Origin of the sequence: Thermophilibacter provencensis (genome assembly GCF_030372065.1) — a bacterium.
GTDB classification, from domain to species: Bacteria; Actinomycetota; Coriobacteriia; order Coriobacteriales; family Atopobiaceae; genus Thermophilibacter; species Thermophilibacter provencensis_A.
This window is the reverse complement of sequence record NZ_JAUDEA010000009.1, coordinates 15222-37676: the sequence shown is the minus strand read 5'-3', so window position 1 is coordinate 37676 and position 22455 is coordinate 15222. Positions and strand designations below refer to the sequence as shown.

The 22455-nt window shown below is 66.2% G+C and carries 18 protein-coding genes and 1 other RNA gene; 14 read left to right on the top strand and 5 right to left on the bottom strand.

Annotated features, from left to right (window positions below):
• Nucleotides 1–175: 175 nt before the first annotated feature.
• The 12 genes from murC to QUW25_RS06740 all read left to right on the top strand — a co-directional run bounded on the left by murC (nt 176) and on the right by QUW25_RS06740 (nt 14423).
• Complete coding sequence (gene murC, locus QUW25_RS06795) at nt 176–1588, top strand: UDP-N-acetylmuramate--L-alanine ligase (RefSeq protein ID WP_289511457.1); 1413 nt, start codon at nt 176–178, stop codon at nt 1586–1588.
• Nucleotides 1585–2496: a UDP-N-acetylmuramate dehydrogenase gene (gene murB, locus QUW25_RS06790; RefSeq protein ID WP_289511456.1), complete on the top strand. Its 912-nt coding sequence runs from the start codon at nt 1585–1587 to the stop codon at nt 2494–2496. Before murC ends, murB begins: the two co-directional genes overlap by 4 nt.
• A 9-nt stretch (nt 2497–2505) precedes the next feature.
• The gene (locus tag QUW25_RS06785; RefSeq protein WP_289511455.1) at nt 2506–3822 is read left to right on the top strand and encodes a cell division protein FtsQ/DivIB; all 1317 of its coding nucleotides are present in this window, start codon (nt 2506–2508) and stop codon (nt 3820–3822) included.
• A 186-nt stretch (nt 3823–4008) separates the two neighbouring features.
• On the top strand, nt 4009–5148 hold the full coding sequence (gene ftsZ / locus QUW25_RS06780) for a cell division protein FtsZ (protein ID WP_289511454.1): 1140 nt from the start codon (nt 4009–4011) through the stop codon (nt 5146–5148).
• 24 nt (nt 5149–5172) lie between these two features.
• Nucleotides 5173–6009: a polyphenol oxidase family protein gene (locus QUW25_RS06775; RefSeq protein ID WP_289511453.1), complete on the top strand. Its 837-nt coding sequence runs from the start codon at nt 5173–5175 to the stop codon at nt 6007–6009.
• Nucleotides 6006–6731, top strand: coding sequence for a YggS family pyridoxal phosphate-dependent enzyme (locus QUW25_RS06770; protein WP_289511452.1), 726 nt, complete (start codon nt 6006–6008; stop codon nt 6729–6731). The genes QUW25_RS06775 and QUW25_RS06770 overlap by 4 nt, the downstream gene beginning before the upstream one ends.
• A 114-nt stretch (nt 6732–6845) precedes the next feature.
• Entirely contained in the window at nt 6846–7487 is a 642-nt protein-coding gene (locus tag QUW25_RS06765) for a cell division protein SepF (RefSeq protein ID WP_289511451.1), read from the top strand.
• 10 nt (nt 7488–7497) lie between these two features.
• Nucleotides 7498–8310 (top strand): pyrroline-5-carboxylate reductase, encoded by an 813-nt coding sequence (gene proC, locus QUW25_RS06760; RefSeq protein ID WP_289511450.1) that lies wholly within the window; start codon nt 7498–7500, stop codon nt 8308–8310.
• 21 nt (nt 8311–8331) lie between these two features.
• Nucleotides 8332–8595, top strand: a complete 264-nt coding sequence (locus QUW25_RS06755) for a YggT family protein (RefSeq protein WP_289511449.1) — start codon at nt 8332–8334, stop codon at nt 8593–8595.
• A 62-nt stretch (nt 8596–8657) separates the two neighbouring features.
• The gene (locus QUW25_RS06750) at nt 8658–9329 is read left to right on the top strand and encodes a DivIVA domain-containing protein (RefSeq protein WP_289511448.1); all 672 of its coding nucleotides are present in this window, start codon (nt 8658–8660) and stop codon (nt 9327–9329) included.
• A gap of 399 nt (nt 9330–9728) precedes the next feature.
• Entirely contained in the window at nt 9729–10019 is a 291-nt protein-coding gene (locus QUW25_RS06745) for a hypothetical protein (RefSeq protein WP_289511447.1), read from the top strand.
• A 66-nt stretch (nt 10020–10085) separates the two neighbouring features.
• A complete protein-coding gene (locus tag QUW25_RS06740; protein WP_289511446.1) occupies nt 10086–14423 on the top strand; it encodes an InlB B-repeat-containing protein in 4338 nt (1445 codons plus the stop codon).
• Nucleotides 14424–14590: 167 nt separating this feature from the next.
• On the opposite strand, the gene QUW25_RS06735 is transcribed toward QUW25_RS06740, so the two are convergent.
• Together QUW25_RS06735 and rnpB are read right to left on the bottom strand one after the other, a co-directional pair.
• Nucleotides 14591–15436, bottom strand: coding sequence for a DUF4130 domain-containing protein (locus QUW25_RS06735; RefSeq protein WP_289511445.1), 846 nt, complete (start codon nt 15434–15436; stop codon nt 14591–14593).
• A 132-nt stretch (nt 15437–15568) separates the two neighbouring features.
• Nucleotides 15569–15948, bottom strand: an RNA gene (gene rnpB / locus QUW25_RS06730) — RNase P RNA component class A.
• A 125-nt stretch (nt 15949–16073) separates the two neighbouring features.
• On the opposite strand from rnpB, the gene QUW25_RS06725 reads away from it, so the two are divergent.
• On the top strand, nt 16074–16595 hold the full coding sequence (locus QUW25_RS06725) for a PTS sugar transporter subunit IIA (protein WP_289511444.1): 522 nt from the start codon (nt 16074–16076) through the stop codon (nt 16593–16595).
• Entirely contained in the window at nt 16592–17236 is a 645-nt protein-coding gene (locus QUW25_RS06720; protein WP_289511443.1) for an IMPACT family protein, read from the top strand. The genes QUW25_RS06725 and QUW25_RS06720 overlap by 4 nt, the downstream gene beginning before the upstream one ends.
• A gap of 414 nt (nt 17237–17650) precedes the next feature.
• On the opposite strand, the gene QUW25_RS06715 is transcribed toward QUW25_RS06720, so the two are convergent.
• From QUW25_RS06715 to QUW25_RS06705, 3 genes are all read right to left on the bottom strand, one after another.
• On the bottom strand, nt 17651–18622 hold the full coding sequence (locus QUW25_RS06715) for a hypothetical protein (RefSeq protein ID WP_289511442.1): 972 nt from the start codon (nt 18620–18622) through the stop codon (nt 17651–17653).
• Between the two features lie 677 nt (nt 18623–19299).
• On the bottom strand, nt 19300–20742 hold the full coding sequence (locus QUW25_RS06710; RefSeq protein ID WP_289511441.1) for an aminopeptidase C: 1443 nt from the start codon (nt 20740–20742) through the stop codon (nt 19300–19302).
• 13 nt (nt 20743–20755) lie between these two features.
• The gene (locus QUW25_RS06705; RefSeq protein WP_289511440.1) at nt 20756–22114 is read right to left on the bottom strand and encodes an aminopeptidase C; all 1359 of its coding nucleotides are present in this window, start codon (nt 22112–22114) and stop codon (nt 20756–20758) included.
• Nucleotides 22115–22455 lie beyond the last annotated feature (341 nt).

Here is a 22455-nt window from a genome sequence, read left to right as displayed (position 1 = left end):
TCCCGACGCTTTGGCGAGAAGAACCGTCGGTCCGCGTCCCCAAAAGCACGCTGCGCCATGCGTGCCCGATGGATTCTTGCGCGCCTCTCTGGTTGAGGCCCCGTATTCGGCTAAAGTAAAGTGATTATGCGTCGCGCGCAGGACGCGCGCCTTCCCAACGGCAAAGGCAGGATCCATGGCTGACTTTGATAACGTGACGAGCGCCCACTTCATCGGCATCGGCGGTGCGGGCATGAGCGGCATCGCCCTCGTCCTCCACGAGCGCGGTTGTTGCGTCACCGGCTCCGACCTCAAGAGCTCCCACTACGTCCGCGAGCTCGAGGCCGCCGGCATCCCCGTGCGCGTGGGCCACGAGGCCGCAACCATTGACGAGGTCTCTCCGCAGGTCGTGGTGACCTCGACCGCCATCCCCGACACCAACCCCGAGGTCGTGCGCGCCCACGAGCTGGGAATCCCCATCTGGCCCCGCGCCAAGATGCTGTCGTACCTCTCCGGCTCGCAGCGCACCGTCGCCGTGGCCGGCACGCACGGCAAGACGACCACCTCCTCGATGGTGGCCACGATGCTCGACCGCATGGGCCTCGACCCCTCCTTCCTCATCGGCGGCGTGGTGGAGGGCTATGACACCAACGGTCGCAACGGCTCCGGCGAGCACTTCGTCTGCGAGGCGGACGAGTCCGACGGCTCCTTCCTCTACCTCAACCCCAACGTGGTGGTGGTCACCAACATCGAGGCGGACCACCTCGACCACTACGGCACGCTCGAGAACATCGAGAGGACCTTCTGCACGTTCATGGGCCTCGTGGGCGAGGAGGGGACGGTCGTCATCAACGGCGACGTCGCGCACTATGTGGAGCTCGCGCGCTCCACGGGGCGCCACGTGGTGACGTACGGCTTTGACGAGTCCTGCGACTACGTGTGCCTGCCCGAGGACAGCCACCATGCCCTCGCGAGCAACTTCTCCGTGCGCCTCCCAGGCGGCGAGAAGAGCGTGCACGTGACCATCAGCTCCAACCCCGGCCGCCACAACATGGCAAACGGGACGGCCGCCATTGCCGTGGCGGACGTCCTGGGCCTCGACGTTGACGCCGCGGCCGCGGCGCTCTCCCAGTTCAAGGGTGCGCGCCGCCGCTTCACGCACGTGGGCGACGTCGCGGGCGTCACCGTGGTGGACGATTACGGCCATCACCCCACCGAGATCTCTGTGACGCTCGACGCGGCGAAGGACCTGCCCTTCAAGCGCGTCATCTGCGTCTTCCAGCCCCACCGCTACAGCCGCACCCAGGCGCTCGCCACCGAGTTTGGCCACGCCTTCGACAGCGCCGACGTCCTGCGCGTCATGGACGTCTTCTCCGCCGGCGAGATGCCCATCCCCGGCATCTCCGGCAAGACCGTGGTCGAGGCGGTCCGCCACACCGGCAACGTCACGGATGTGGCGTACGTCCCCAACCGCAAGCGCCTCATCGAGAACCTCTGCGAGCTCGTGCGCCCCGGCGACCTGCTCATCACCCAGGGAGCTGGCGACGTCACGAGCATGGGACCGGCCTTCATCGAGGCCATGCGCCAGCGCGAGGAGAGCGCGTCGTGAGCGTTTCCAACGCGTACATGACCCTCTCCGGCGCGGTTGACGCGGACGTCCTGCGCGACGAGCCGCTGTCCCGCAGGACGAGCTACCGCATCGGCGGCCCGGCCGCCCTCGTGGTGGTGGCGCACAGCTACGGCGCCCTCCAGAGGACGCTTGAGGTCCTGGCGCAGGAGGGCGTCGAATGGGTGCTTCTCGGCAAGGGCTCCAACGTGCTCGTGTCCGACAAGGGCTATGACGGCTGCGTCGTCCTTCTCGACGGCGAGTTTTCCCGCATGACGGTCTGCGCCGAGGAGGCCACCATCACCGCCGGCGGAGGCGCCCAGCTCGCCCGCGTTGTCAACCAGGCCATGAAGTCGGGCCTCTCGGGTCTTGAGTTCTGCGTCGGTATCCCCGGCACGCTCGGCGGCGCCGTCTCCATGGACGCCGGCACGCGCAGGGAGTGGATCGGCCCCCGCGTGCGCGACCTCGTGGTCCTGCGCCCGGGCGAGGGCATGCACCGCTACGCGGGCGGGGAGATCGAGTGGGGCTATCGCCGCACCTCGCTTCCCACCTCCGAGATCATCCTCGAGGCGACCCTCGAGCTGGAGCCCGGCGACCCGGCCGTCATCACGCGAGACATGGAGGAGCGCCTCCGTCGCCGCAGGGAGGCCCAGCCGCTCTCGAAGCCCAGCTGCGGCTCGGTCTTCCGCAACCCGCCCGAGCGCTCCGCCGGCCTGCTCATCCAGTCCTGCGGCCTCTCCGGGGCCGAGCAGGGCGCGGCGCAGATCTCTCCCGAGCACGCCAACTTCATCGTCAATCGCGGCGGGGCCACGGCGGCGGACGTCGTCGCCCTCATCCGCCGCGCGCACGACGCTGTTCTCGAACGCCACGGGGTCGACCTCGCCTGCGAGGTCAAGCTCCTCGGGTTCTAGGCGGTCACGATGGCAGGTAACGAGGTCAGGCGGCCCACGCCGCGCAAGAAGGCGACACCCTCCAAGCCCACGCGCCCCGCGCGCGAGGCGGGGGCCTCCTCGTCCGCGCGCAAGGTCACGGCAAAGGCTGCGGCCAAGGTTGCGCCCAAGACGGCGCCCAAGGTGGCGCCCGCCCCGCGCAAGGGCGGCGGCTCCGGCTCAACGCCGGCGTTTCTCAGCCGCGTCTCGCACCGCGGCGCGGCGTCGCCGCAGCAGGCCCCCGCGACCTCGCGCGACCGCCGCAAGCGCCATCAGCGCATCGAGGCCCTCCGCATCCTGGCCATCGGTGCCGGCGCGCTCGTTGCCGTGGCGCTCGTGCTGCTCGTTGCCTACTTTGTGCTGCGCGACTCGTCCATGTTCCAGATCACCTCGGTTGAGGTCGAGCCCACCGAGCACGTGAGCGTGGAGGACGTCGAGAACCTCGCGCAGGTCCCCGTTGGGTCCACGCTCCTCAACGTGGACACCGCCGCGGTTGAGGCCTCGCTCAAGAAGAACCCGTGGGTCGCGTCCGTCTCCTTTGAGCGCATCTTCCCCGGCACCCTCAAGCTCATCATCACCGAGCAGCACGTGGACTCGCTCGTGGTCATGGGGTCGGGCTCCGTTGCGTGGTATCTCGGAGACGCCGGGACGTGGATTCAGCCCACGAGGATCGAGGCTGCCGAGGGGCAGTCCGTGGATGATGCCGCGCTCGCTCTTGCTCAGGCGGAGGGATACCTGCTCATCACCGACGTTCCCTCGACCGTTGACCCCAAGTCGGGCTCCCAGGCAACCGACGAGGTCCTCCAGAGCGTCTCTGAGTTCCGCGAGGGCTTCTCTGACGAGCTCTCCTCAAAGATCGTGTGCTACTCCGCCTCCTCAACGGAGGACATCTGGTGCATGCTCAGCAACGGCGTGGCCGTCTCCCTGGGCTCCGCGACGGACATCCCCGAGAAGGAGCGCATCGTCACGGAGTATCTGGAGAAGTACCCCGACACCGCGCTCTACATCGTCGTGCGCGTGGTCTCCAACCCGTCCGTGAGGACCATCGACTCAGAGACCGTGGAGTCCGCGGAGGGCAGCTCCATGTTTGACGGCCTCAACGAGGGCCTTGATGCCAACGCGCCCACCCAGGCAGACCCGCAGCAGGACGAGGAGCAGGGCACGGATGGCGAGCAGGGCACGGATGGCGAGCAGGGCCAGGACGGCTCTGAGGCCAGCTCCGGAACCGTCGAGCAGAACGTCGAGGGTTCCGAGCCTGCGGACGCGACGGCGCAAGATGGCGCAACCTCCGATGGACAAGGCCTCTGAGCTGCGAGGTTCACAGTTTCATCAAACCGTTTGACGAACTACCCTCAAGTGTGCAAATATACTTCGCTTTATCCCAAGCGTCGGGCTTAACTTGACCTTTAGGGTTTTGCCTACGACGGGATGAGCGAAAAATCGTAAAGGAACACGCTCAGAACGAAGTACGTAGGCACCATGAGGAGGAACACGATGATCAAGGACACCGACACCCTCAGCAACTATCTCGCCGTGATCAAGGTCGTTGGCGTGGGCGGTGGCGGCACCAACGCCGTCAACCGCATGATCGAGGAGGGCATCCGCGGTGTTGAGTTCGTCGCCGTCAACACCGACGCCCAGGCTCTCGCCATCTCCGACGCTGACATCAAGGTCCACATTGGCACCGACATCACCAAGGGCCTCGGCGCCGGCGCCAACCCCGAGGTCGGCAAGGAGGCCGCCGAGGACACGCGCGACGAGATCAAGGCGGCGCTCGCCGGTGCCGACATGGTCTTCATCACTGCCGGCGAGGGCGGCGGCACAGGTACCGGCGCTGCCCCCGTTGTGGCCGACATCGCCAAGAACGACATCGGGGCCCTCACCGTGGGCGTTGTGACCAAGCCCTTCGCCTTTGAGGGCCGCAAGCGCTATAACTCCGCCATCGAGGGCATCCGCAACCTCTCCGAGAACGTCGACACGCTCATCGTGATCCCCAACGACCGCCTGCTCGACCTCTCCGAGAAGAAGACCACCATGCTCGAGGCCTTCCGCATGGCCGACGACGTCCTGTGCCAGGGCACCCAGGGCATCACGGACCTCATCACCGTCCCGGGCCTCATCAACCTCGACTTCGCCGACGTCTGCACCATCATGAGGAGCTCCGGCACCGCGATGATGGGAATCGGCACCGCCTCCGGCGACAACCGCGCCACCGACGCCGCCGAGGAGGCCATCTCCAGCCGCCTGCTCGAGGGCTCCATCGACGGCGCCACGCGCGTCCTTCTCTCCATCGCCGGCAACAAGGACCTCGGCATCCAGGAGATTAACGACGCCGCCGACCTCGTTGCCCAGAACGTTGACCCCGAGGCCACGATCATCTTTGGCACCGTGGTCGACGAGTCCCTCGGCGACCAGGTCCGCGTGACCGTCATCGCCACCGGCTTTGACGACGGCAACGTCCAGCAGCAGCTGCCCACGATGACCGTCACCCGCCCCGCTGCCTCCGAGCACAGGAGCGCCCCGAAGTCCAAGCCGGCCTCCATGCCCATCAACGTGAGCCGCCCGCAGTCCTCCTCGTCCTCCAACGACAAGGAGTTTGACATTCCCGAGTTCCTCAAGCGCAGCCGACTCTAAATGCCCCTCCTGACACGACATCACGTGGGAGGCGTGACCCTGCTCACCAACGAGACCGTTGGGGGCGGGGTCACCTTTGCATTCACCGAGCGCTCGGGCGGGGTCTCGAGTGCCCCGTACGCCTCGCTCAACCTGGGCTCCGCCTGTGGTGACGACCCGGCCGCCGTGGCCGAGAACCGCAGGCGCGCGCTCGCGGCCATCGGGGCCGAGGGGCTGCTTCGCAACCTCGTGAACCCGCATCAGGTGCACGGCGACCACATCGTGGTCGTGCGGTCCGGGCGCCCCGATGACGTGGCCAGCGCCCAGGCGGAGGCGCGCGCGGGGGCGGACGCCGTCGTGTGCACGGCGCGCGACGTTCCGGTGCTGCTCTGCTTTGCGGACTGCGTCCCCGTGGTGCTCACGTGCCCCGGCGGCTTTGCCGTGGCGCACTCCGGCTGGCGCGGGACGATAGCGCGCATCGCGGCCAAGGCCGTGCGCACGCTCTGCGAGGAGGCAGGGTGCGCGCCGTCTGAGGTCAGCGCCTTCGTGGGGCCGCACGTGCTCGGCCCCGACTACGAGGTCTCGGAGGAGCTCGCCGAGCGCTTCTCGGCGGAGTTTGGGCCGACGGCGCTCTGCTCGCCGCGCCACCTCGACCTCTCCGCCTGCCTTGCGGCAACGCTCGCGGAGGTCGGCGTCTCACCCGAGCGAACCTCGTGGTGCGACGTCTCAACGGCGAGCAGCACGGACCGGTTCTTCTCGTATCGAGCTGAGGGCGGAACCTGCGGCAGGCACGGCGCCCTCGCGGTGATGCGCAACGAGGCGTGGGCGTGGCCCGCTGATGCGGACGCGTCGGGCGCGAAGGGGGAGGCGATGCCCCGATGAGCGAGGACGAGCAGTACGCGCGCTTCCTTCGCGAGCGTCGGGAGGAGATTCTGGAGAGGGTTGCCGCCGCTGCGGGGCGGGCCGGCAGGTCCGCGGGCGACGTGCGCGCCATTGCGGTCTCCAAGACCGTGGGTCCGCGCGAGGTGCTTCTCGCCCGCGGGGCGGGCTGGGACGCCTTTGGCGAGAACCGCCCGCAGGAGCTGGGAAGAAAGCTCGAGGCGCTCGGCCAGCTCCCCGAGATGGCGGGCGTGCGCTTTGACATGATCGGCAACCTCCAGAAGAACAAGATCAACCAGGTGATCGGGCGCGTGACGCTCATTCACTCTATCTCGTCGGAGCACCTTGCCGAGGCGGTCTCCGTGCGCAGCGAGGCGCGCGGCATCTGCTCGGACGTGCTTCTCGAGGTAAACGTCTCGGGGGAGGCCTCAAAGTCCGGCTTTGCGCCGGACGAGCTCCGCGCCGCCGTGGAGCGGGTCGTGGCGCTCCCGGGCCTGTGCGTCCGGGGCCTCATGACGATGGCTCCCGTCGGAGACGCGGACGCCGCCCGCAGGACCTTCTCGGGCCTGAGGGAGCTCGCCGAGGAGCTGCGCGGGCGCACGGGGCTCGCGCTCGAGACGAACTCGTGCGGGATGAGCGACGACTTTGAGATCGCGGTGGAGGAGGGGTCGACCCTCGTCCGCCTCGGCAGGTGCGTGTTTGACCAGGGCTACGCCCTGACGTGACCCCGGCGCCCGTATCCGCCGTGCCCACTTTGCACCGGGTGCATTTTGGACACGCGGTCGCAGGGCGGGCGTGCGGGGAGACAGACGGCAGCAAGCCAGATGAAGGAGAATGACATGAGTTTTCTCGACACGATCAAGGACAAGCTCCACGGCATCGCCGGGGACGACTACTACGAGGACGACTACTACGAGGAGGGCTACGAGGACGAGGGCTACGACCGCGGTGCCTCCTCCCGCCGCCGCGACCCCGGCTCGAGCCCGCGCCTTCTGGGGACGACCCCCCGCCCCGAGGCGGAGAGCGTATCCGTCTACACCCGCTCCGGCCGTCCCGTGAGCGCCGAGCGCACCCAGCAGACGGCTCCCGTGAGTCCGCGCGCATACGCAGAAACCCCTGCCGCCGAGGCCTACGAGTCCGCGACCGGGCGCATCCCCACCCCCGGAGACCTCGGCCCGCGCACCATCTCGCGCATCTCCTCGAGCCAGCTTCCACCCTACGTGCTCAAGCCGGTCTCCTATGACGACGTCCAGACCGTCGTGCGCCGCGTACGCACCAACCAGCCCGTGGTCGTCGTCTTCCGCAACACCAACATCGAGACGGCCAAGCGCATCCTGGACTTCTGCTTTGGCTTCTCGTACGGCGTCGGCGGCGAGATCGAGGAGCTGGGCGACCGCGTCTTTGCCGTGCTGCCCGCCGGCGCCTCCCTCTCCAAGGCTGACATCGACAAGCTCGTCGCCGATGGCGACCTCGTCCGCTAGGCGGCGCGCGATGTCATCTGAGCTGAACATCTCCGTTGGCATCATCGGCGGTGGCTCGATGGGTGGCTCCATTGCCCGCGGGCTCGTCGACTCGGGTCTGCTCCCCGCCGCGCGCGTGCTCGTGGCAGACTCCGACGCCGAGAAGCGCGCGGCTATCGCCAAGACCGGCATGCGCGTCCTCGCGGACGCGCCGTCGCTTGCCGCCGAGGAGCCCGACGTCGTCATCCTGGCGGTGAAGCCCCAGGTGCTCGGCGACGTCATGGGACAGGTGGCCGCCCGCCTTGCCGGGAGGTGCGTGATCTCCATTGCCGCGGGGGTGAGCGTCGCCACCATTGAGGCAGCCCTTCCCGGGGCGCGCGTGGTGCGCGTGATGCCCAACCTGCCGGTGCAGGTGCGCTCCGGCGCCACGGCCGTCACGGGTGGCGCGAGCGCCACGGCCGATGACGTGTCGCTTGCGTGCGAGCTCTTCTCGGCGCTTGGGTCGGTTGCCGTGATGCGCGAGGACCAGCTGGACGTCTCGGGGGCCGTTGTTGGCACGGCTCCCGCGTTCTTCTCGCTCTTTGTGGATGCGCTCACGCGCGCCGCCGTCCTGCGCGGGCTTCCCGCGGCCTCCGCGCGCGAGCTGGTGGAGACCACCATGCGCGGGTGCGCCGAGCAGCTGCTGAATGAGGGTGTGCATCCGAGGGAATATATGGAGCGCGTGACCTCTCCCGGCGGAACGACGGCTGCGGCTTTGCGAGAGCTCGAGCCGGCGCTCATGGACGGGACGTACGCGGCCGTGGACGCGGCGCTCGCCCGCACGCGCGAGCTCGCCGGCAGGTAGGAAAGAGGAAAGGCTCCCCGAGTGCTCAACTTCGTCGTTTTGATTCAACGTCTGTTTAACATCTACGAGGTGCTCATCGTGGTCTGGTGCCTCCTGTCGTGGGTTCCCATGCGCGGCGGGGGCTTCCTGGATGACGTTCGCGGTGCCATCGGCATGCTGGTCGAGCCCTATCTTGGGATCTTCCGCAGGGTCATCCCGCCGTTTGGCGGCATTGACTTCTCGCCAGTTGTGGCAATATTGGCGCTCGGCATCATCGAGCGACTGGTCTTCTCGCTTATTCTGTAGAATTATCTGGTACGGTTGCGCGGGCAGGCGTCCGCGCCGGCGCTCAGCGAAAGGGAAATAGAATGGCAATCACACCAGCAGACATCGAACAGCAGACCTTCTCTCCCTCCAAGCACGGCTACGACACCGAGGAGGTCGACGCCTTCCTCGAGCAGCTCTCCTCCGAGGTTGACGCGATGCTTCAGAAGATCGCTGACCTCAAGGGCCGCCTGACCTCCACCGAGCAGCAGCTCTCTGCCGCCCAGGCTCAGATTGCCAACCTCGAGGAGCGCGAGGTCGCCCCCGCGCCGGCCCCCGTGCCCGCGCCGGTTGCCACCGACACGCTCACCGCTTCCGAGCGCCAGATCTCCCAGGTGCTCATCGTTGCCCAGCAGTCCGCCGACAAGCTCGTGGCCGACGCTCGCGACAACGCCGAGCGCATTCGTAACGAGGCCGACGCCAAGGCCCGCGAGGTCATCCGTCAGGCCCTCGCCGAGAAGCAGAACGAGCTCGACGAGATCGATCGCCTCAAGAGCTCCCGCGAGGAGTTCCGCGCCGAGTACAAGAAGCTCCTCCAGCACTTCATGGACGACGCCGAGGCCGTCTTCCCGTCTCAGGTTGGCCTCTCCTCCTCGCTGACCGGCTCCGCCGGTACCACGCACGCCGACGTCCCCGTTGCCGCCCCCACGCCCGTGGCCCCCATCTCCACGCCTGCCCCGACAGCGACTGCGGCTGATTTCGGCGACCTCGACTAGCGCGCCGCACGCATCTCGCCCCTCACGCCCCGTGCCCTTCTCGGCCCGGGGCGTTTTTTCACGGCTCTCCTCGCCGCGCGCGGGGTGGACGCCCGACTACCGCCACCTCTCTCCGCACCGCGCAAGGTGGACGCCCATGGTTGCGCCCGTGGGTAGATTTGGACCCCAGATTTACTCGCGGGCCGGGGTTCCTTTCATGTTGAAACATCACAGGACCCGCGTGAGAAGACCTCCTGCGCCCGTCCATTCTCAGGCTCATAAAGTAGACAATTTGAACGGCGGGTGATTAAATGTACAAAATGTTCGAGGGGGGGGGACGTTCATCTGCAGAAACGCTCAGAGTGGCGATTTCTTCGGGCAATGGGAAAAATGTCTACGTTTTGGACAGGGGGGTGCGTGATGACGGGGTTTGAAGGGGTCAGGGATACCGAAGTTGCTCCCCGTCGCCTCACGAGGACCCAGCGCGAGCTCCTGCACTACATCGGTGGGGAGACCGCGCTCAACGGTGGCACCTGCTCCACCAAGCGTGACCTTGTAAAACTCACCGGACGAAACGTCAAGACCGTTGACCGGGGCCTTGCCGCGCTGCGCCGCGACGGGCTCATCGAGGTCGAGATGCGCTTTGCCGAAAACGGGGCACAGCTGTCGAACTGGTATCGAGTGCGGCTGCCGGCCGTGCCATCCGAGTGACACGACGGGACATCGGCGCGGCCGGTGTTTCTTGATGTGCAAATTGTCGAAGGAAAGGCGGTAAGCATGAGAAATACGGGAGGGAGCCCGAGGTGGCTTGCCGTGCTCGTTGGCGCGAGCATGGTGCTTGGCATGATGCCGACCTCGGCCCTGGCCGAGGCGGTCACGTCCGTTGAGGGCGAAGACTCAGGCCTCGCTCAGGTTGACGTCGAGGGGGACGGCGAGGGGCAGGCCGACCAGAGCGAGGCGCCTCTCGACGAGGGCAGCAGTTCTGCGCAGCAGTCCCTTGACGAGCAGGGCGACGTTGTGCCCGAGGCCATGGCGCAGCAGGCCCCGGCCGAGAGCTCGCTGCAGGACGTATACGTGGGCGTTGGTGGCGACAACAACAACGCTGGCACCGCAGACGCGCCGCTCGCGACGATTCAGGCTGCGGTCTCTGCCGTTTCGAACGGCGGAACGATTCACCTGCAGAGTGACATTACGCTGAGCTCGTATATCTACATCGGGAGCAAGGCTGTCACCATAGATGGCGACGGGCACACCGTCACGCGAGCGGATAACTTTAGTGCACACAATGACGGGGGGCGCGGCGGCTACAACCCCGCGATGATTGAGGTCCAGAACTACGCCATGCTCACTCTCGTTGACATCACCCTTGACGACGCGAACCGACAGCCCCAAAACGGGCTCAATGTAGGCGGGCCGGTAAGCTACCAAGAGCAGAGCACGACGAACAAGGAGAACAGAGACAAGGTTCAAGGCGCCATCATTGAGGCATCCGGTGACGGGCACGGCTCGATCATCCTTGAGTCCGGTGCCGTGCTGAAGAACTTTGGTGGCATGTCTGCCGTTCGCATTGGCGGTGACGTCGGCAACGGCAGCTCGCTTACCATGAAGGCCGGCAGCATGATCTGCGATGATGCCGACACTGTGCACGGGGACGAGGGAACCGCATCCAACGACAGCAACACCACAGACGGCATAGGCCCTGCGGGAGCGGTCTGGAACCAGGGCGGCACCTTCAGGATGGAGGCTGGGTCGTCGATCCAGGACCTCAACGGCCGCGCGATCTTCTCCGAGGACGGCGGCAAGACCTACGTTGACGGGAGCATCAGCAACATCACGTCGAATGAGTCGGAGCGCAACTGCACGTGGGCAACCGGCAACGCCTTTGCCGGCGTCGCTTACTTCGGCACCGCTCCAACGACCGAGTTCACGCTCGGTCCGAACGGCACCATCAGCAACATCAAGTCGCACGACGGCAAGGGAACTGACGTCATCTTCATGCTCATCAATGGCGCCACGATGACGACTGAGGCTGGGTCTGAGATTTCGGACAGCAACGTCTCGCTGGCCGATTCCAACGCCGGACGCATCTATATTGGCGGTACGGTCACGGGAATCAGCTCATGTACGGTCACGGGAATCAGCTCAGGAAACGTGATCGTTCGCGGTCGCGGAACCAACAACACGTTTGTGGTGGAGGAAACCGGACTGATCACTGACTGCAGCACCACCGACGCGGGCCTCTATTACCTCAACGGGGGCAAGCCCACGATCGAGGTCGCGGGCACCATCAGCAACATTACGGCGAGCGAGGTGTTCTTCATCTCAAACAACGGTTCCAGGGCCGACGGAACCATTGACATCACGGGCACCATCAAGGACTGCAGCGGCACCGCGCTGCTCGCGGGCGATCCTTCCATCGTGACGATCAGCGGCACAATCTCCAACTGCGGCGGCTATGCGCTGGTCTATGGCGCGCAGGCAAACGGATCCTCTGAGTCGGTGGTCAACATAACTGACGGCGCGGTCATCTCCGGGAACCACAACGGGGGCGCGCAGATTCAGGTTACGAGGGAGGGTGCTGAGCGCGTTGCTGATAACGCCGGTCGACACGTCTCGATTGCCCCGGGAACGCTGCAGGGCTCCACGACCATCGACCTCGTGCCGTTTGACGTGACCATCGATTCTGGCTATGCACCCATCAAGCTCGGCAACGCCAACACCGTCACCGTGAACGCGATCAAGAGCGCCCTGAATGTCCAGCACCCGGACTGGGCGGTTGTGAACGAGACCGGCGGGCCCATCTGGTTCCAGCCGTCCGAGGATACGGTGCACTTTGTGGCGAGCCGTCCGCAGGACACCAAGAACACGGGACTCTACGCCGCGCTCGTGGAGCTCGATGAGGATGGCACGCCGGCATCCGGTGCAAGCGTCACGTTCGTTGAGGTTGAGAACGGCAGCACCATTGACGTCACGCTCGAGGGCCTCACGGCCGGACAGTCGTATGCCCTCATGTTCGTCAACAGCAACGAGTACACCATCACGCCTGATGCCGTCACCATCTATACCGGCGGCGGTCAGGGCGACGAGTCCTATGATGACGGCGGATGGCCTGTCGTGACCCTCACCGACTCGCTCGATGAGATCACCGAGATGACCTATGACGGTCAGGATGTCCTGGCTGACGGCACCGACCCTCTCGACTATCTGATGAGCCAGCTTGTGGTGTCCTATACGGATGCCGATGGCAACCCCGTTAGCAATGACTCCGTCGCAGGTGAATACCTCGTTCACCTGAGCTGGAACGACGGGTTCGACCCCAGCAAGCTCAGGATCAACGGAAACCTGGTGAACGAGGAGCTTGGCCTCGGCACCATCATTGTTCGTCACGTTCAGGATGTTGACGCTGCCAAGACTGGCGAGAGCACCTATGCGGTCAGGACCACCGCTCCTGCCACGATGGAGTCTCATGCCGTTGCCGTGGTCGATGGGAACGCGTCCTTCACCCTGAACGGGGACGCGGGTCGCCCGGTGGATGATACGAGCGGCGTGTCCGTGCTCGATGACTCCCTGCTCACCAACACTGGCGACAATCGACAGGAGCTTCTCGAGCAAAAGGCCGTGGACTCCGGCCTGCTCCCCGAGCTTGGCACCGGTCAGGCGTATCGCTTTGCGTTCCGCTACCTTGACCTTGTCGATGCCAACAACGGCAACGCCTGGGTGGCTAACAACGGTGACACGACGATCTATCTGCCCTATCCCGACGGCATGACCTATGAGGACGCCCAGGGCATCGACTTCACGCTTGTCCACTACAAGGGCCTGCACCGCGAGTATGGCATCAGTGGCCAGGCGGAGGTTGAGGAGGCGATTAGCAACGCCGAGCTCGAGACCATCGAGGTCACTCCGACCGAGCAGGGCCTGATGTTCACGGTTCCCAGCTCCGGCTTCAGCCCGTTTGCCATGGTTTGGCAGACCGAGGCGCACACGGTGACCGCTTCGGCCGGCGAGGGCGGCACCATCACGCCCTCTGGAGCCGTTGTCGTTGCGGAGGGCGCTGACCAGACCTTCTCGATTACCCCTGACGACAACCACATCATCGCGGACGTGAAGATTGACGGTCAGAGCATCAACCTCTCCGAGGTCGTTGCCGATGACGGCATGGGCTCCTACACCTTTGCTGCCGTTGACGCAGACCACACCATCGACGTGTCGTTCCGCGCGGCCCAGCACACCATCACCGCCACGGCAGGGGAGGGCGGCAGCATCTCTCCGTCCGGTGCTGTGACCGTGGCCGACGGCGCTGACCAGGCCTTCACGATCACGCCCGACGAGGGCTACGCGATCGCCGACGTGAAGGTCGACGGCGTGTCCGTGGGAGCGGTGGACAGCTACGCCTTCAGCGACGTGACCGGTGACCACACCATCGACGTGTCGTTCCGCTCGGCACTCCACACCATCACCGCCTCGGCCGGTGAGGGCGGAACCATAACTCCCAACGGTGCCGTGACCGTGGCCGACGGCGCTGACCAGGCCTTCACGATCACGCCCGACGAGGGCTACGCGATCGCCGACGTGAAGGTCGACGGCGTGTCCGTGGGCGCGGTGGACAGCTACGCCTTCGGCAACGTGACCGGTGACCACACGATCGAGGCGACCTTCGTTGCCGAGTCCGTGACGCCCCCGGCTCACGAGCACGTCTGGTCCGACTGGAAGCACGATGAGGCCGACCACTGGAAGGTCTGCGAGGAGTGCGGGGCCGTGAAGGACCGCTCTGAGCACGTCTTTGGCACGTGGGAGCAGGTCGGAGACGGCCTGTGGGAGCGCTCCTGCACCGTCTGCGGCTACGTTCAGGAGGGAACGACCTCCGTTGACGACACCACCGACGACACCGGCGACACTGACGACACCGGCGACAACAACAATGTTGCCGACAACGATGACACCGGCGTCGCCGGCGACAACAACAATGCCGCCGACAACAACGAGGCCGGTGACGAGGCGATTCCTTACGCGGGCGACGATGCCAACACGACGCTGCCCGGGCTTCTCGCCGTGGGCGGGGCTGCCGTGGCTGCCGTGGCGCTGACGCTGCGTGGGCGTCGCAACAGGGGCTAGCCTCCGCTCTATCCGACGCGCGTCCCGGTCTTCATGAGCTGCCTCCCATCTCTTGGACATGGAAATAGAAGTCTGAGGAATGGGAGGCAGCTCACTCACGATGCGGGGCTTTTTTGTAAGGGCTCCGCGCCCGTCTGGGCATGGCGGCCCCTGCGCTGCGCCCTAGGTCAACGGGGGCACCTGTCCACGAGGTGCGCCTGCGGGCCGCGGCCGGAGAGGGCGGCGTGCTCGCGGAAGCGCTTCCAGAGGGCGCGAAGGAGGCGCTCGTCCTCGGTGAGACGCTGCATCTCCATGCCCCTGAGGCGCCCGCAGAGCCGCTCGTCAAGGCCTACGAGGACGCATCGCGCGGCGCGGGCCTCGTGGAAGGCCGCAACGCGATGCCGCGGGTCCGCGAGGCAGAAGCGCTCGGACCCGAGCCGTTGCGCCCAGCGCGCGCCCAGAAGCGGCACGATGTTGGCCGCCGGCTCGATGGCGGCTACGAGCGAGCCATCCGCCGCGCGCGAGAATCGCGTGAGCCTCTGGGCGCTCTCCAGCTCGCGCAGGACGAGGCACGACAGCTCGTCCACGGCGAGCACGCGCTTGTCCGTGGTGCCGGGGCGCACCTCCCAAGGTTGGGAGAACCCCAGTCTGAGGTAGCGATGGACCGCCTCGGGCGCGCAGCTCTCGTCCGATGCGCAGGCAAGGGCCGCGCGGCGCGCGCACTCACGACCGTTCTTCCGCTGAAACCCCTCCAACACGCGCCTCGTGAGAGCCGTCGCCCCCTCGCTCGCGGCGTCGAGCGGCCCGAGCACCACCTGTCCCGGGTGCGGCTGGCAGCAGTCCGCCCGACAGAGCTCGAGCTGGCCCTCGTCAAGGTGCGCGAGGTAGCCCACTCCCACCGAGGCGACGATGCCCTCCGCAACGGGTTCGCAGGCGAGAAGAACCCCGTAGCGGCGCGCCGTCTCGGCGAGCGCCGAGGTCATGCGCTCCACCTCGGGAGGGGAGCTGCTAAGTTGTGCGCCGTTCTCGTCCATCACGTCCCCCGAACGTCTGTTTGACGTTAGGGTAGCACGCACACCGGACACATGTTCGTCTCTGACATGACAGTGACGTCAGAACTGAGTGTCATGCGACAGTGACGTCAGAGCTGGGTGTCATGAAAGAGGGTGCGAGGTGGGCCTGTAAGCCGGGTTCTGTCGTGGGCGGCCATTTATCTACTGCGGACGTCTCCGCCCGCCTCTAGCGCGCAACCCGAGCGCAGTGCGGGCCACACCATAGCGCTCCTATTTGCGTTTGCTCCGGATGGGGCTTGCCAAGCCGTCGCGTTGCCGCGGCGCTGGTGGTCTCTTACACCACCGTTTCAGCTTTTCCCTTTGCGTTTCGGCGCGCGGGGCGCCTCCTTCGCCAGTTGGAGTCTTCTTTTCTGCGGCGCTTTCCGTCGGGTTACCCCGCCCGGCCGTTAGCCGGCATCCTGCCCTGTGGAGCCCGGACTTTCCTCATGACGCTCCCGTTTCCGGGTGCGCCCCGCGGTCGCCTGGCCCACCTCGCGAGAGAGATTCTACCATGTTGGTAAAACTTGCCCCGCCCAAGCTCGCGTGACTACAATAAGGCCGCAGAAATTTGGCCGGAAGTCAGCTTGTTGCGCGCCGGTCGTGGGGGAGGGGTCGTCTCGTGGGTCTGTTGCAGAAGCTTGGTTCGTTGGCCGAGAAGCCCGTGGCGCTTGACGTGGCGGACGACCCGCAGGCGGTGCTCGCTCCCGTCTCGGGCCAGGTGGTCGCGCTCGAGGACCTTCCGGACCCGGTTTTTGCCCAGGGTATGCTCGGGGCGGGCATGGGCGTGCGCCCGGAGGGGGACGTCGCCTTCTCGCCGGTCACGGGAACCGTGACGGCAGACGTCAAGACCAAGCACGCCCTGCTCATCAAGGCCAACAACGGCGCCGAGGTCCTTCTCCACGTGGGTCTGGACAGCGTCGAGCTGCGCGGCGCGGGCTTTCACGCCTTTGTTCGCAAGGGAGACGCCGTGCGCGCGGGCGAGCCGGTCCTGGGCTTTGACCGCGCCCTCATGGGGGGTCGCGGCATGGACGACACCGTGGTGGTCACCGTGAGCAACCCAGAGGCCTTCGCTGAGGTGGCGCCGGTCTGCGGCGAGAAGATCGTGGCGGGGGAGCCGCTGCTCAGGTGCGTGGGCCGGTGAGCGCGGGCGAATCCTATCTCACGCTGCGCGCGGGTGTCGAGGCACGCGGCGAGTTCGAGGACCGGCGGAGCCGCTTCATCGCGCAGCTTGCGCACGTTGGGAGCGAGGCGGAGGCCGAGGCGTTTATCGCGGAGGTACGCTCGCGCCACCACGACGCGCGCCATAATGTACCCGCATGGATCTTGTCCGATGGCCGCGAGCGCTGCTCCGATGACGGCGAGCCCAGCCGCACCTCCGGCATGCCCACGCTCGACGTGCTGCGCGGGGCGGGCCTCGCGGACGTGTGCTGTGTGGTGACGCGCTACTTTGGCGGCACGCTCCTAGGGCCGGGCGGGCTCGTCCGGGCCTATACCGCCGCTACGCAGGCGGCCGTGGCCGCCGCCGAGAAGGACGGCGCGATCTGCGAGATGACGCTCGTCGTGCCCGTGACGGTCCAGCTGCCCTATGCGCTCTACGACCGAGTGACGCGCCTCGTGGTCGATGCCGGCGGCAAGGTGGCTGACTCGCTCTTTGCCGAGGACGTGCAGCTCTCGTGCGTGTTTCGCGCGGGGGAGGAGGAGCGCTTCGTGGCGGCCGTGCGTGAGCTCGCGGGTGGGGAGGATCTGGCGCGCGCCGGCGAACCGCGCTTCTCGGAGTTTTAGACGCTGCTCGGCTCCGCTTTAGCGCGCACTTTCCGTTGAGACCCGGCAGTCCGTGGCGCACAAATCTTGGAATTGAGCGCCGGGGCACATGGTCCCACCCGCCGGGCACGTTATCCTGGTGCACTCAAATCTCCCATTTGAGCAAACGTGGTACTCAAATCTTGGAATTGAGTGTCGGGGACGTCGCAGAGGCCCGGGTTATTGGGCTCTGATCCCGCCCGTCCTTCTCGTCAACTGGGCTTTTATATCGAGAAGAACCTTCCGCCCAAGGTGTGAGCGCTCAAATCACCCATTTGAGCACGGCGTTTGCTCAATTCTAGATTTGTGTGCAAGGGCGCTGCCGGTGCAAGGGCGCTGCCGGCACGGGGAGCACTGCCGGGTCCGTGACAGCGCTTGGACGCGGTGGCCCTTGGCCTACGACGTCGTCTCGTCCCACTTGCGATGTCCTGCCATGATGAGCGGGACGTCTCGTGCCGTCCAGGAAAGCCCGTCTATCCTCCCGAGCTCACGTGCGAGAAGGGCCCGGCGAGCCCTGTAGGCGTCTTCGCTTGCCTTGGCTCGGCGAGGCTCGCTCATCCCCAGGTCCTCGCGTATCTTTGCGGCCAGCCAGTCCATGTACTCGAGGTCGGAGGCATGTGACGCCTCCATCTCGTAGTCCTTTACCCCGCGTGCCAAAAGCTCGTTTCTCCTGTTGACATCGAGCTTGTCCTGCCAAGGATCGCGGTGGTAGATCCCTTTGTAGTCAACGGCGACGGCCCTGAACGGCATGTTGGTGCCCACCTCGGCTTCTCTGGGGACAAGAAGCATGATGTCGGGCTTGCGAATCCTTACACCGGACCCAAGGATGATGCCGTCCGCACGGTCGGTGAGAAGCGCGTTGTTGAGCCCCACGACCGGGAGGCCATAGCCGCCTCGCCTCGCGCAAAACTCGAGGCGGTGCACCGTCTTGCTCTCGGGCGGGGACCCGCTGCGAACGCGAGCCAACGAGAGCGCGCGGCGAAGCTTGGCGGCCCCGCGGCATGGGCCCACGCTGTCGAGCAAACGCGAGATCTTCTCGACCGAGGTAAGGGGGTCGGACCTCTTGACCAGGCCCGCCTTGGCATGCGGCTGGATGCCGTAGTAGCCGCAGAGCTCGTCAACGAGCAGGAGCAGCTCGAGGTCGGTTGCGTACTCCGTCATCTGAAGGGCAACCAATTCCGGCGAGGGGCACATCAGTCCCGGGGCGAGCTCAAACTGAGCGAACGCCGGAACCTGCGACGAGGTGAGATGGGGAACGACCAGCTCGGAGTGGTGCCTTCCGCACATGTCCGCCACAAGCACGTGAAGCGGCGTTGAGACGCCGGCAAGGACCGGAGAGACGCTGCACATCCGTTCGACTTCCGGCACGCCGGGCATCTTGCTCGGAACCGGGGGCGCCTCTTCCCTGAGGCCCCGCTCAATGAGCCTGAAGGAGTCCCAGCGTCTGATCACCTCGAGGGCGGAGATATGCGAGAGAAAGATCGACATGCAACGAGGGTAGCCGCCGAGAGGTTCTTCTCGCCCGTTGTTCAAAGAAAGTCGGACACGAATCTTCCGCTTGACTTACTCGAATCTGTCAAGATTGCTGTTTGAGCATGTAAATGCTGGTGCATCACATAGATTAACAAATCAAATCGAAGGGTCGACCGACCGTTTGCCCCTTAAGGGCCTGCCATTGGCGGCGGTGGCGACCTTCGACGCCAAAATACCGTGACGGTGGGTTACCGCTGTTGTGGCTAGGTGCTTCTCGGCGCACAAATCCGGAATTGAGCAAAGGGCGCACTCAAATCCCCCAATTGAGCGTCGGGCGGGTGGTCGGAGCCATCTCGTGTTGACAAACGCGCAGTTGGCGAGAAGGACGATGGGCTGAGAGCCTGAAAACCGCGCTCGCGGAGAAGATCTTCGCGCTCAATTCATAGTTTTGAGTGCGGCGTTTGCTCAATTCCGGATTTGTGTGCCGGGAGGGGGTGAGCAGGGGTTTGCGCAGGGGGGGGTATGCGCAGGGGTGCGCGCCCCCGGGGCGGCCCCCCGGGGGCGCGTAGGACTTACAGTCGCGGCGCCATTGCCAGGCCCACGGTGGTCCAGGGGTCGACCTCCTCAACGGGCGCGTTGTCCCAGAGGTCGAGCAGCTCGGCGGGCACAAACTCGCGCCGCACGACGACCTCGCCGCCGTAGGTGCGGAACCACTCCGCGCTCGCCACGAGGTAGCCGTCCTTGCAGGCCTCCTCGCCCCAGCTGTTCTCGATGCGCCAGGCCACGGGGCGGCCGTCGTCGCCCAGCTCAACGCCCTGGAACGTCATCGCGTGGGTGTTGCGGGTCTCGTGCGCGTCGATCATCTCGGCGCGACCCATGGAAAGGTCCACGCCAAAGAGGCCCTCGAAGTCCATCGTGTCGCACGCGAGCACGCCGGGGAAGTCCTCGATCTTGCGCGGGAACTGCTGGGCCACGTCGCAGGCCATCTCGCAGGGGACGCCCGCGGCGAGCGACGCCATGGCGGCGTCCTCCATCACCTCGGGCGCCACGTTGAGCATCTTGACCGGACGGCCCCCGGCCATGGTGTCCGAGAAGCGCCGGTGATACACGTGGCCATACGGGCGGCTCTCGCCGGGCATCGAGACGAGCTGCACGTAGTCGTCGGGGTCAAAGGGGACGTAGCGCTCGGCAAACTCGCGCGGCGTGATGCCGCGGTCCACGAGCAGGTGCCGCTGCTTGCCGTCGGGGCGCTCACCGCCTCCCTGCTCCACGAGGTGAGACGCGTGCACGCGGCAGTTCTTGCCCACGGGAATCTCGACGTCGATCGTGGCGGGCGGCTCACCGAGGCACACGCAGAGCACGCGGTGGCAGTCGGCGACCATGCCCTCCTTGGCGGCGCGCAGCTCGTCCACGCCGGCACCTGCCGCCGCCATGCGGCGCAGCTCCATCGCGCTCTTGCGGAAGAGGCGCTCCAGCTGGGCATTCATCTGGTCGGCGTCCTTGGTGCAGGCGCTCTCCGGCATGGCGTCCTTGGGCACGAGTCCCCACTTCTTGATGATGTTCATCGCGGCGGGGTAGTAGTTGCCGTCACCCATCGAGTGCTCGAGAAGCCCCGCGACCTCGCGGGAATCTATCGGCAGCGCGGCGGTCTCTATGACGTACTCCAGGCCCACGTTGAACTTCTCGAGCTTGTCATAGAAGAAGCCAAAGGCCTGGGAGAACTCGAAGTCGTCAACGTCGAGCAGCTCCATCGTGGCCGCTCGGGCCACGTTGAAGGCCGCAAACATCCAGCAGCGGCCGGAGTGGCGCTGGTTGGTCACCTTGCCGGTGCGCACGCGGCTCACGCCGAAGGTGTCGTGGTAGGTGCGCAGGCGGCTCACGTCGCGCGCGGCGGCGTGGACGTTCATCGAGGTCACGGCGTTTCTCGCCACGCGGTTGGCGCGGTCGGCAGAGAAGGACGCGGCAAGCTCGCCTGCGGTCTCGGGCGCGACGGCGCCCGCGGAGTAGTCGGTCATGCGAGTCGCCTCCTTAGCGCACGCGCGCGAGCGAGCCCATGGGGTCCCACGGAGCCAGGACCGTGGGCTGCTCGGTCTCGTAGGTTGCGCGCTCTGCGTCCGTGAGGTGCTTCTTGTCAACCACGACCTGGTAGACGTACTCGTCAAACCACGGGTCGGAGAGGGTGTCAAAGCCGTTGCGGCCGTGGTCGGCACCCCAGCTGTTCTCGACCTTCCAGAGCGTGGGGTGGCCGGACTCGTCCAGGTTCACGCCCTCGAGGACCATGGCGTGCGTCATGAGGGACTCGCCGTAGTCCAGGCGCTCGGCGCGGTTCATGCAGCCCTCGACCTCAAAGCCGAAGAGGCCGTCCACGTCCAGCGCGGCGGTGTCCATGATGCCCTCCTCGCGCAGGTAGCTCTGGCCCACGTCGCAGCCAAACCACACGGGCAGGTCCTCGCGCAGCTGGGCCACGGCGCACTCCTTGAGGCGCTCGATCGGGAGGTTGAGGTAGCGCACGCCGCCGTCCTCCACCACGTTGCCCAGGCGGCTCACGGTGTAGGTGTGGCCGAAGGGCTTGTCGGCGGTGGGGGCGGAGATGAGGCTCACGTAGTCGTCCACGTTCATTCCCACGGCCTCGGCGAAGAACTCCTGCGGCGTGAAGCTGCCGGAGAGGGCCAGCTTGTCGTCCTTGTCGCGCAGGCGCACGTCAAAGCGCGCGGGCGGCTCGCCCAGGCAGGTCACGAGGAGGTGGTAGACGTCGCCCATCATCTCCTTTTTCATCTCGGCGAGGTCCTCGGCCGCAACGCCGGCGGCGTGGCTCTCGCGCAGGCGCTTGGCCGCGCCGCGCAGGTAGCGCGTGAGGTAGGAGTCCATCTCGCGGGTGTTGCGCGAGCAGGCGGTCTCGGGCATGGCCTCCTTGGGGACCACGCCGTACTTCTTGACGAGGCTCTTGAACATGTCCCACTGGCCGCCGTCGCCTACGGGGTCGGCGAGCAGGTAGCTCACGAGGCGGCCGTCGAGCGGCTCGTCCAGGGTGTCCAGGATGTTCTCGAAGAACCAGTTGCTCTTCTCGAGCTTGTCCCAGAAGAGCGGGTAGGTCTGGCTGAGCTCAAAGGTCTTGAGGTTGTACTTCTTGATGGCGCGGTAGCGCATGGTGTTGAGGCTCGCGAACATCCAGCAGCGGCCGGAGCGCTCCTGGTTGCAGCGCTCTCCCTGCTTGACCTCGACGTCAAAGGTCATGGCGTTGGCGGCCACGCCCTCCGGCACGCGCGCGGCGGCGGTGATTCCGTTGGAGCTCACGGCGTTCTTGGCGACCACGTTGGCGCGCTCGGCGAAGAAGTCCTCGCGAGCGGCGGCGAGGTCATCGGCGGTGACCGACTTCATCTCGTCCATGGCTGAATCCTCCCATTCAGTCGGCTTTACTTGACCGCAGTTGAGCATAGCACTCGGCGGTGACGGCGGTGCGGCGGGCGGTGCCGTCCGGCGGGCTTCCTGAGGGTATGTACACGGTTGCAACCTTGATGCACTTCTCGCAAGCCCACGACCTGCGGGTTCTTCTCGCCAGAGAGCCGATAAAAACTTGAATTGTGTACATACCCTCCGGAGGAGCAATGCAGCCCGCGGAGAAATTCATACCGCCTACCACATTTGTGGGCCTGACACTGCCAGGAGCTATTGAAAAAGCGACCGGGGGGGGGGTTACGGTTGCAGCACTGTTCCCCGACACCGCGTCC

Coding starts and splice junctions, on each gene's coding strand:
- murC (WP_289511457.1), top strand. CDS start 176: ATGGCTGACTTTGATAACGTGACGAGCGCCCACTTCATCGGCATCGGC.
- QUW25_RS06785 (WP_289511455.1), top strand. CDS start 2,506: ATGGCAGGTAACGAGGTCAGGCGGCCCACGCCGCGCAAGAAGGCGACA.
- ftsZ (WP_289511454.1), top strand. CDS start 4,009: ATGATCAAGGACACCGACACCCTCAGCAACTATCTCGCCGTGATCAAG.
- QUW25_RS06770 (WP_289511452.1), top strand. CDS start 6,006: ATGAGCGAGGACGAGCAGTACGCGCGCTTCCTTCGCGAGCGTCGGGAG.
- QUW25_RS06765 (WP_289511451.1), top strand. CDS start 6,846: ATGAGTTTTCTCGACACGATCAAGGACAAGCTCCACGGCATCGCCGGG.
- proC (WP_289511450.1), top strand. CDS start 7,498: ATGTCATCTGAGCTGAACATCTCCGTTGGCATCATCGGCGGTGGCTCG.
- QUW25_RS06750 (WP_289511448.1), top strand. CDS start 8,658: ATGGCAATCACACCAGCAGACATCGAACAGCAGACCTTCTCTCCCTCC.
- QUW25_RS06745 (WP_289511447.1), top strand. CDS start 9,729: ATGACGGGGTTTGAAGGGGTCAGGGATACCGAAGTTGCTCCCCGTCGC.
- QUW25_RS06740 (WP_289511446.1), top strand. CDS start 10,086: ATGAGAAATACGGGAGGGAGCCCGAGGTGGCTTGCCGTGCTCGTTGGC.
- QUW25_RS06735 (WP_289511445.1), bottom strand. CDS start 15,436: ATGGACGAGAACGGCGCACAACTTAGCAGCTCCCCTCCCGAGGTGGAG.
- QUW25_RS06710 (WP_289511441.1), bottom strand. CDS start 20,742: ATGACCGACTACTCCGCGGGCGCCGTCGCGCCCGAGACCGCAGGCGAG.
- QUW25_RS06705 (WP_289511440.1), bottom strand. CDS start 22,114: ATGGACGAGATGAAGTCGGTCACCGCCGATGACCTCGCCGCCGCTCGC.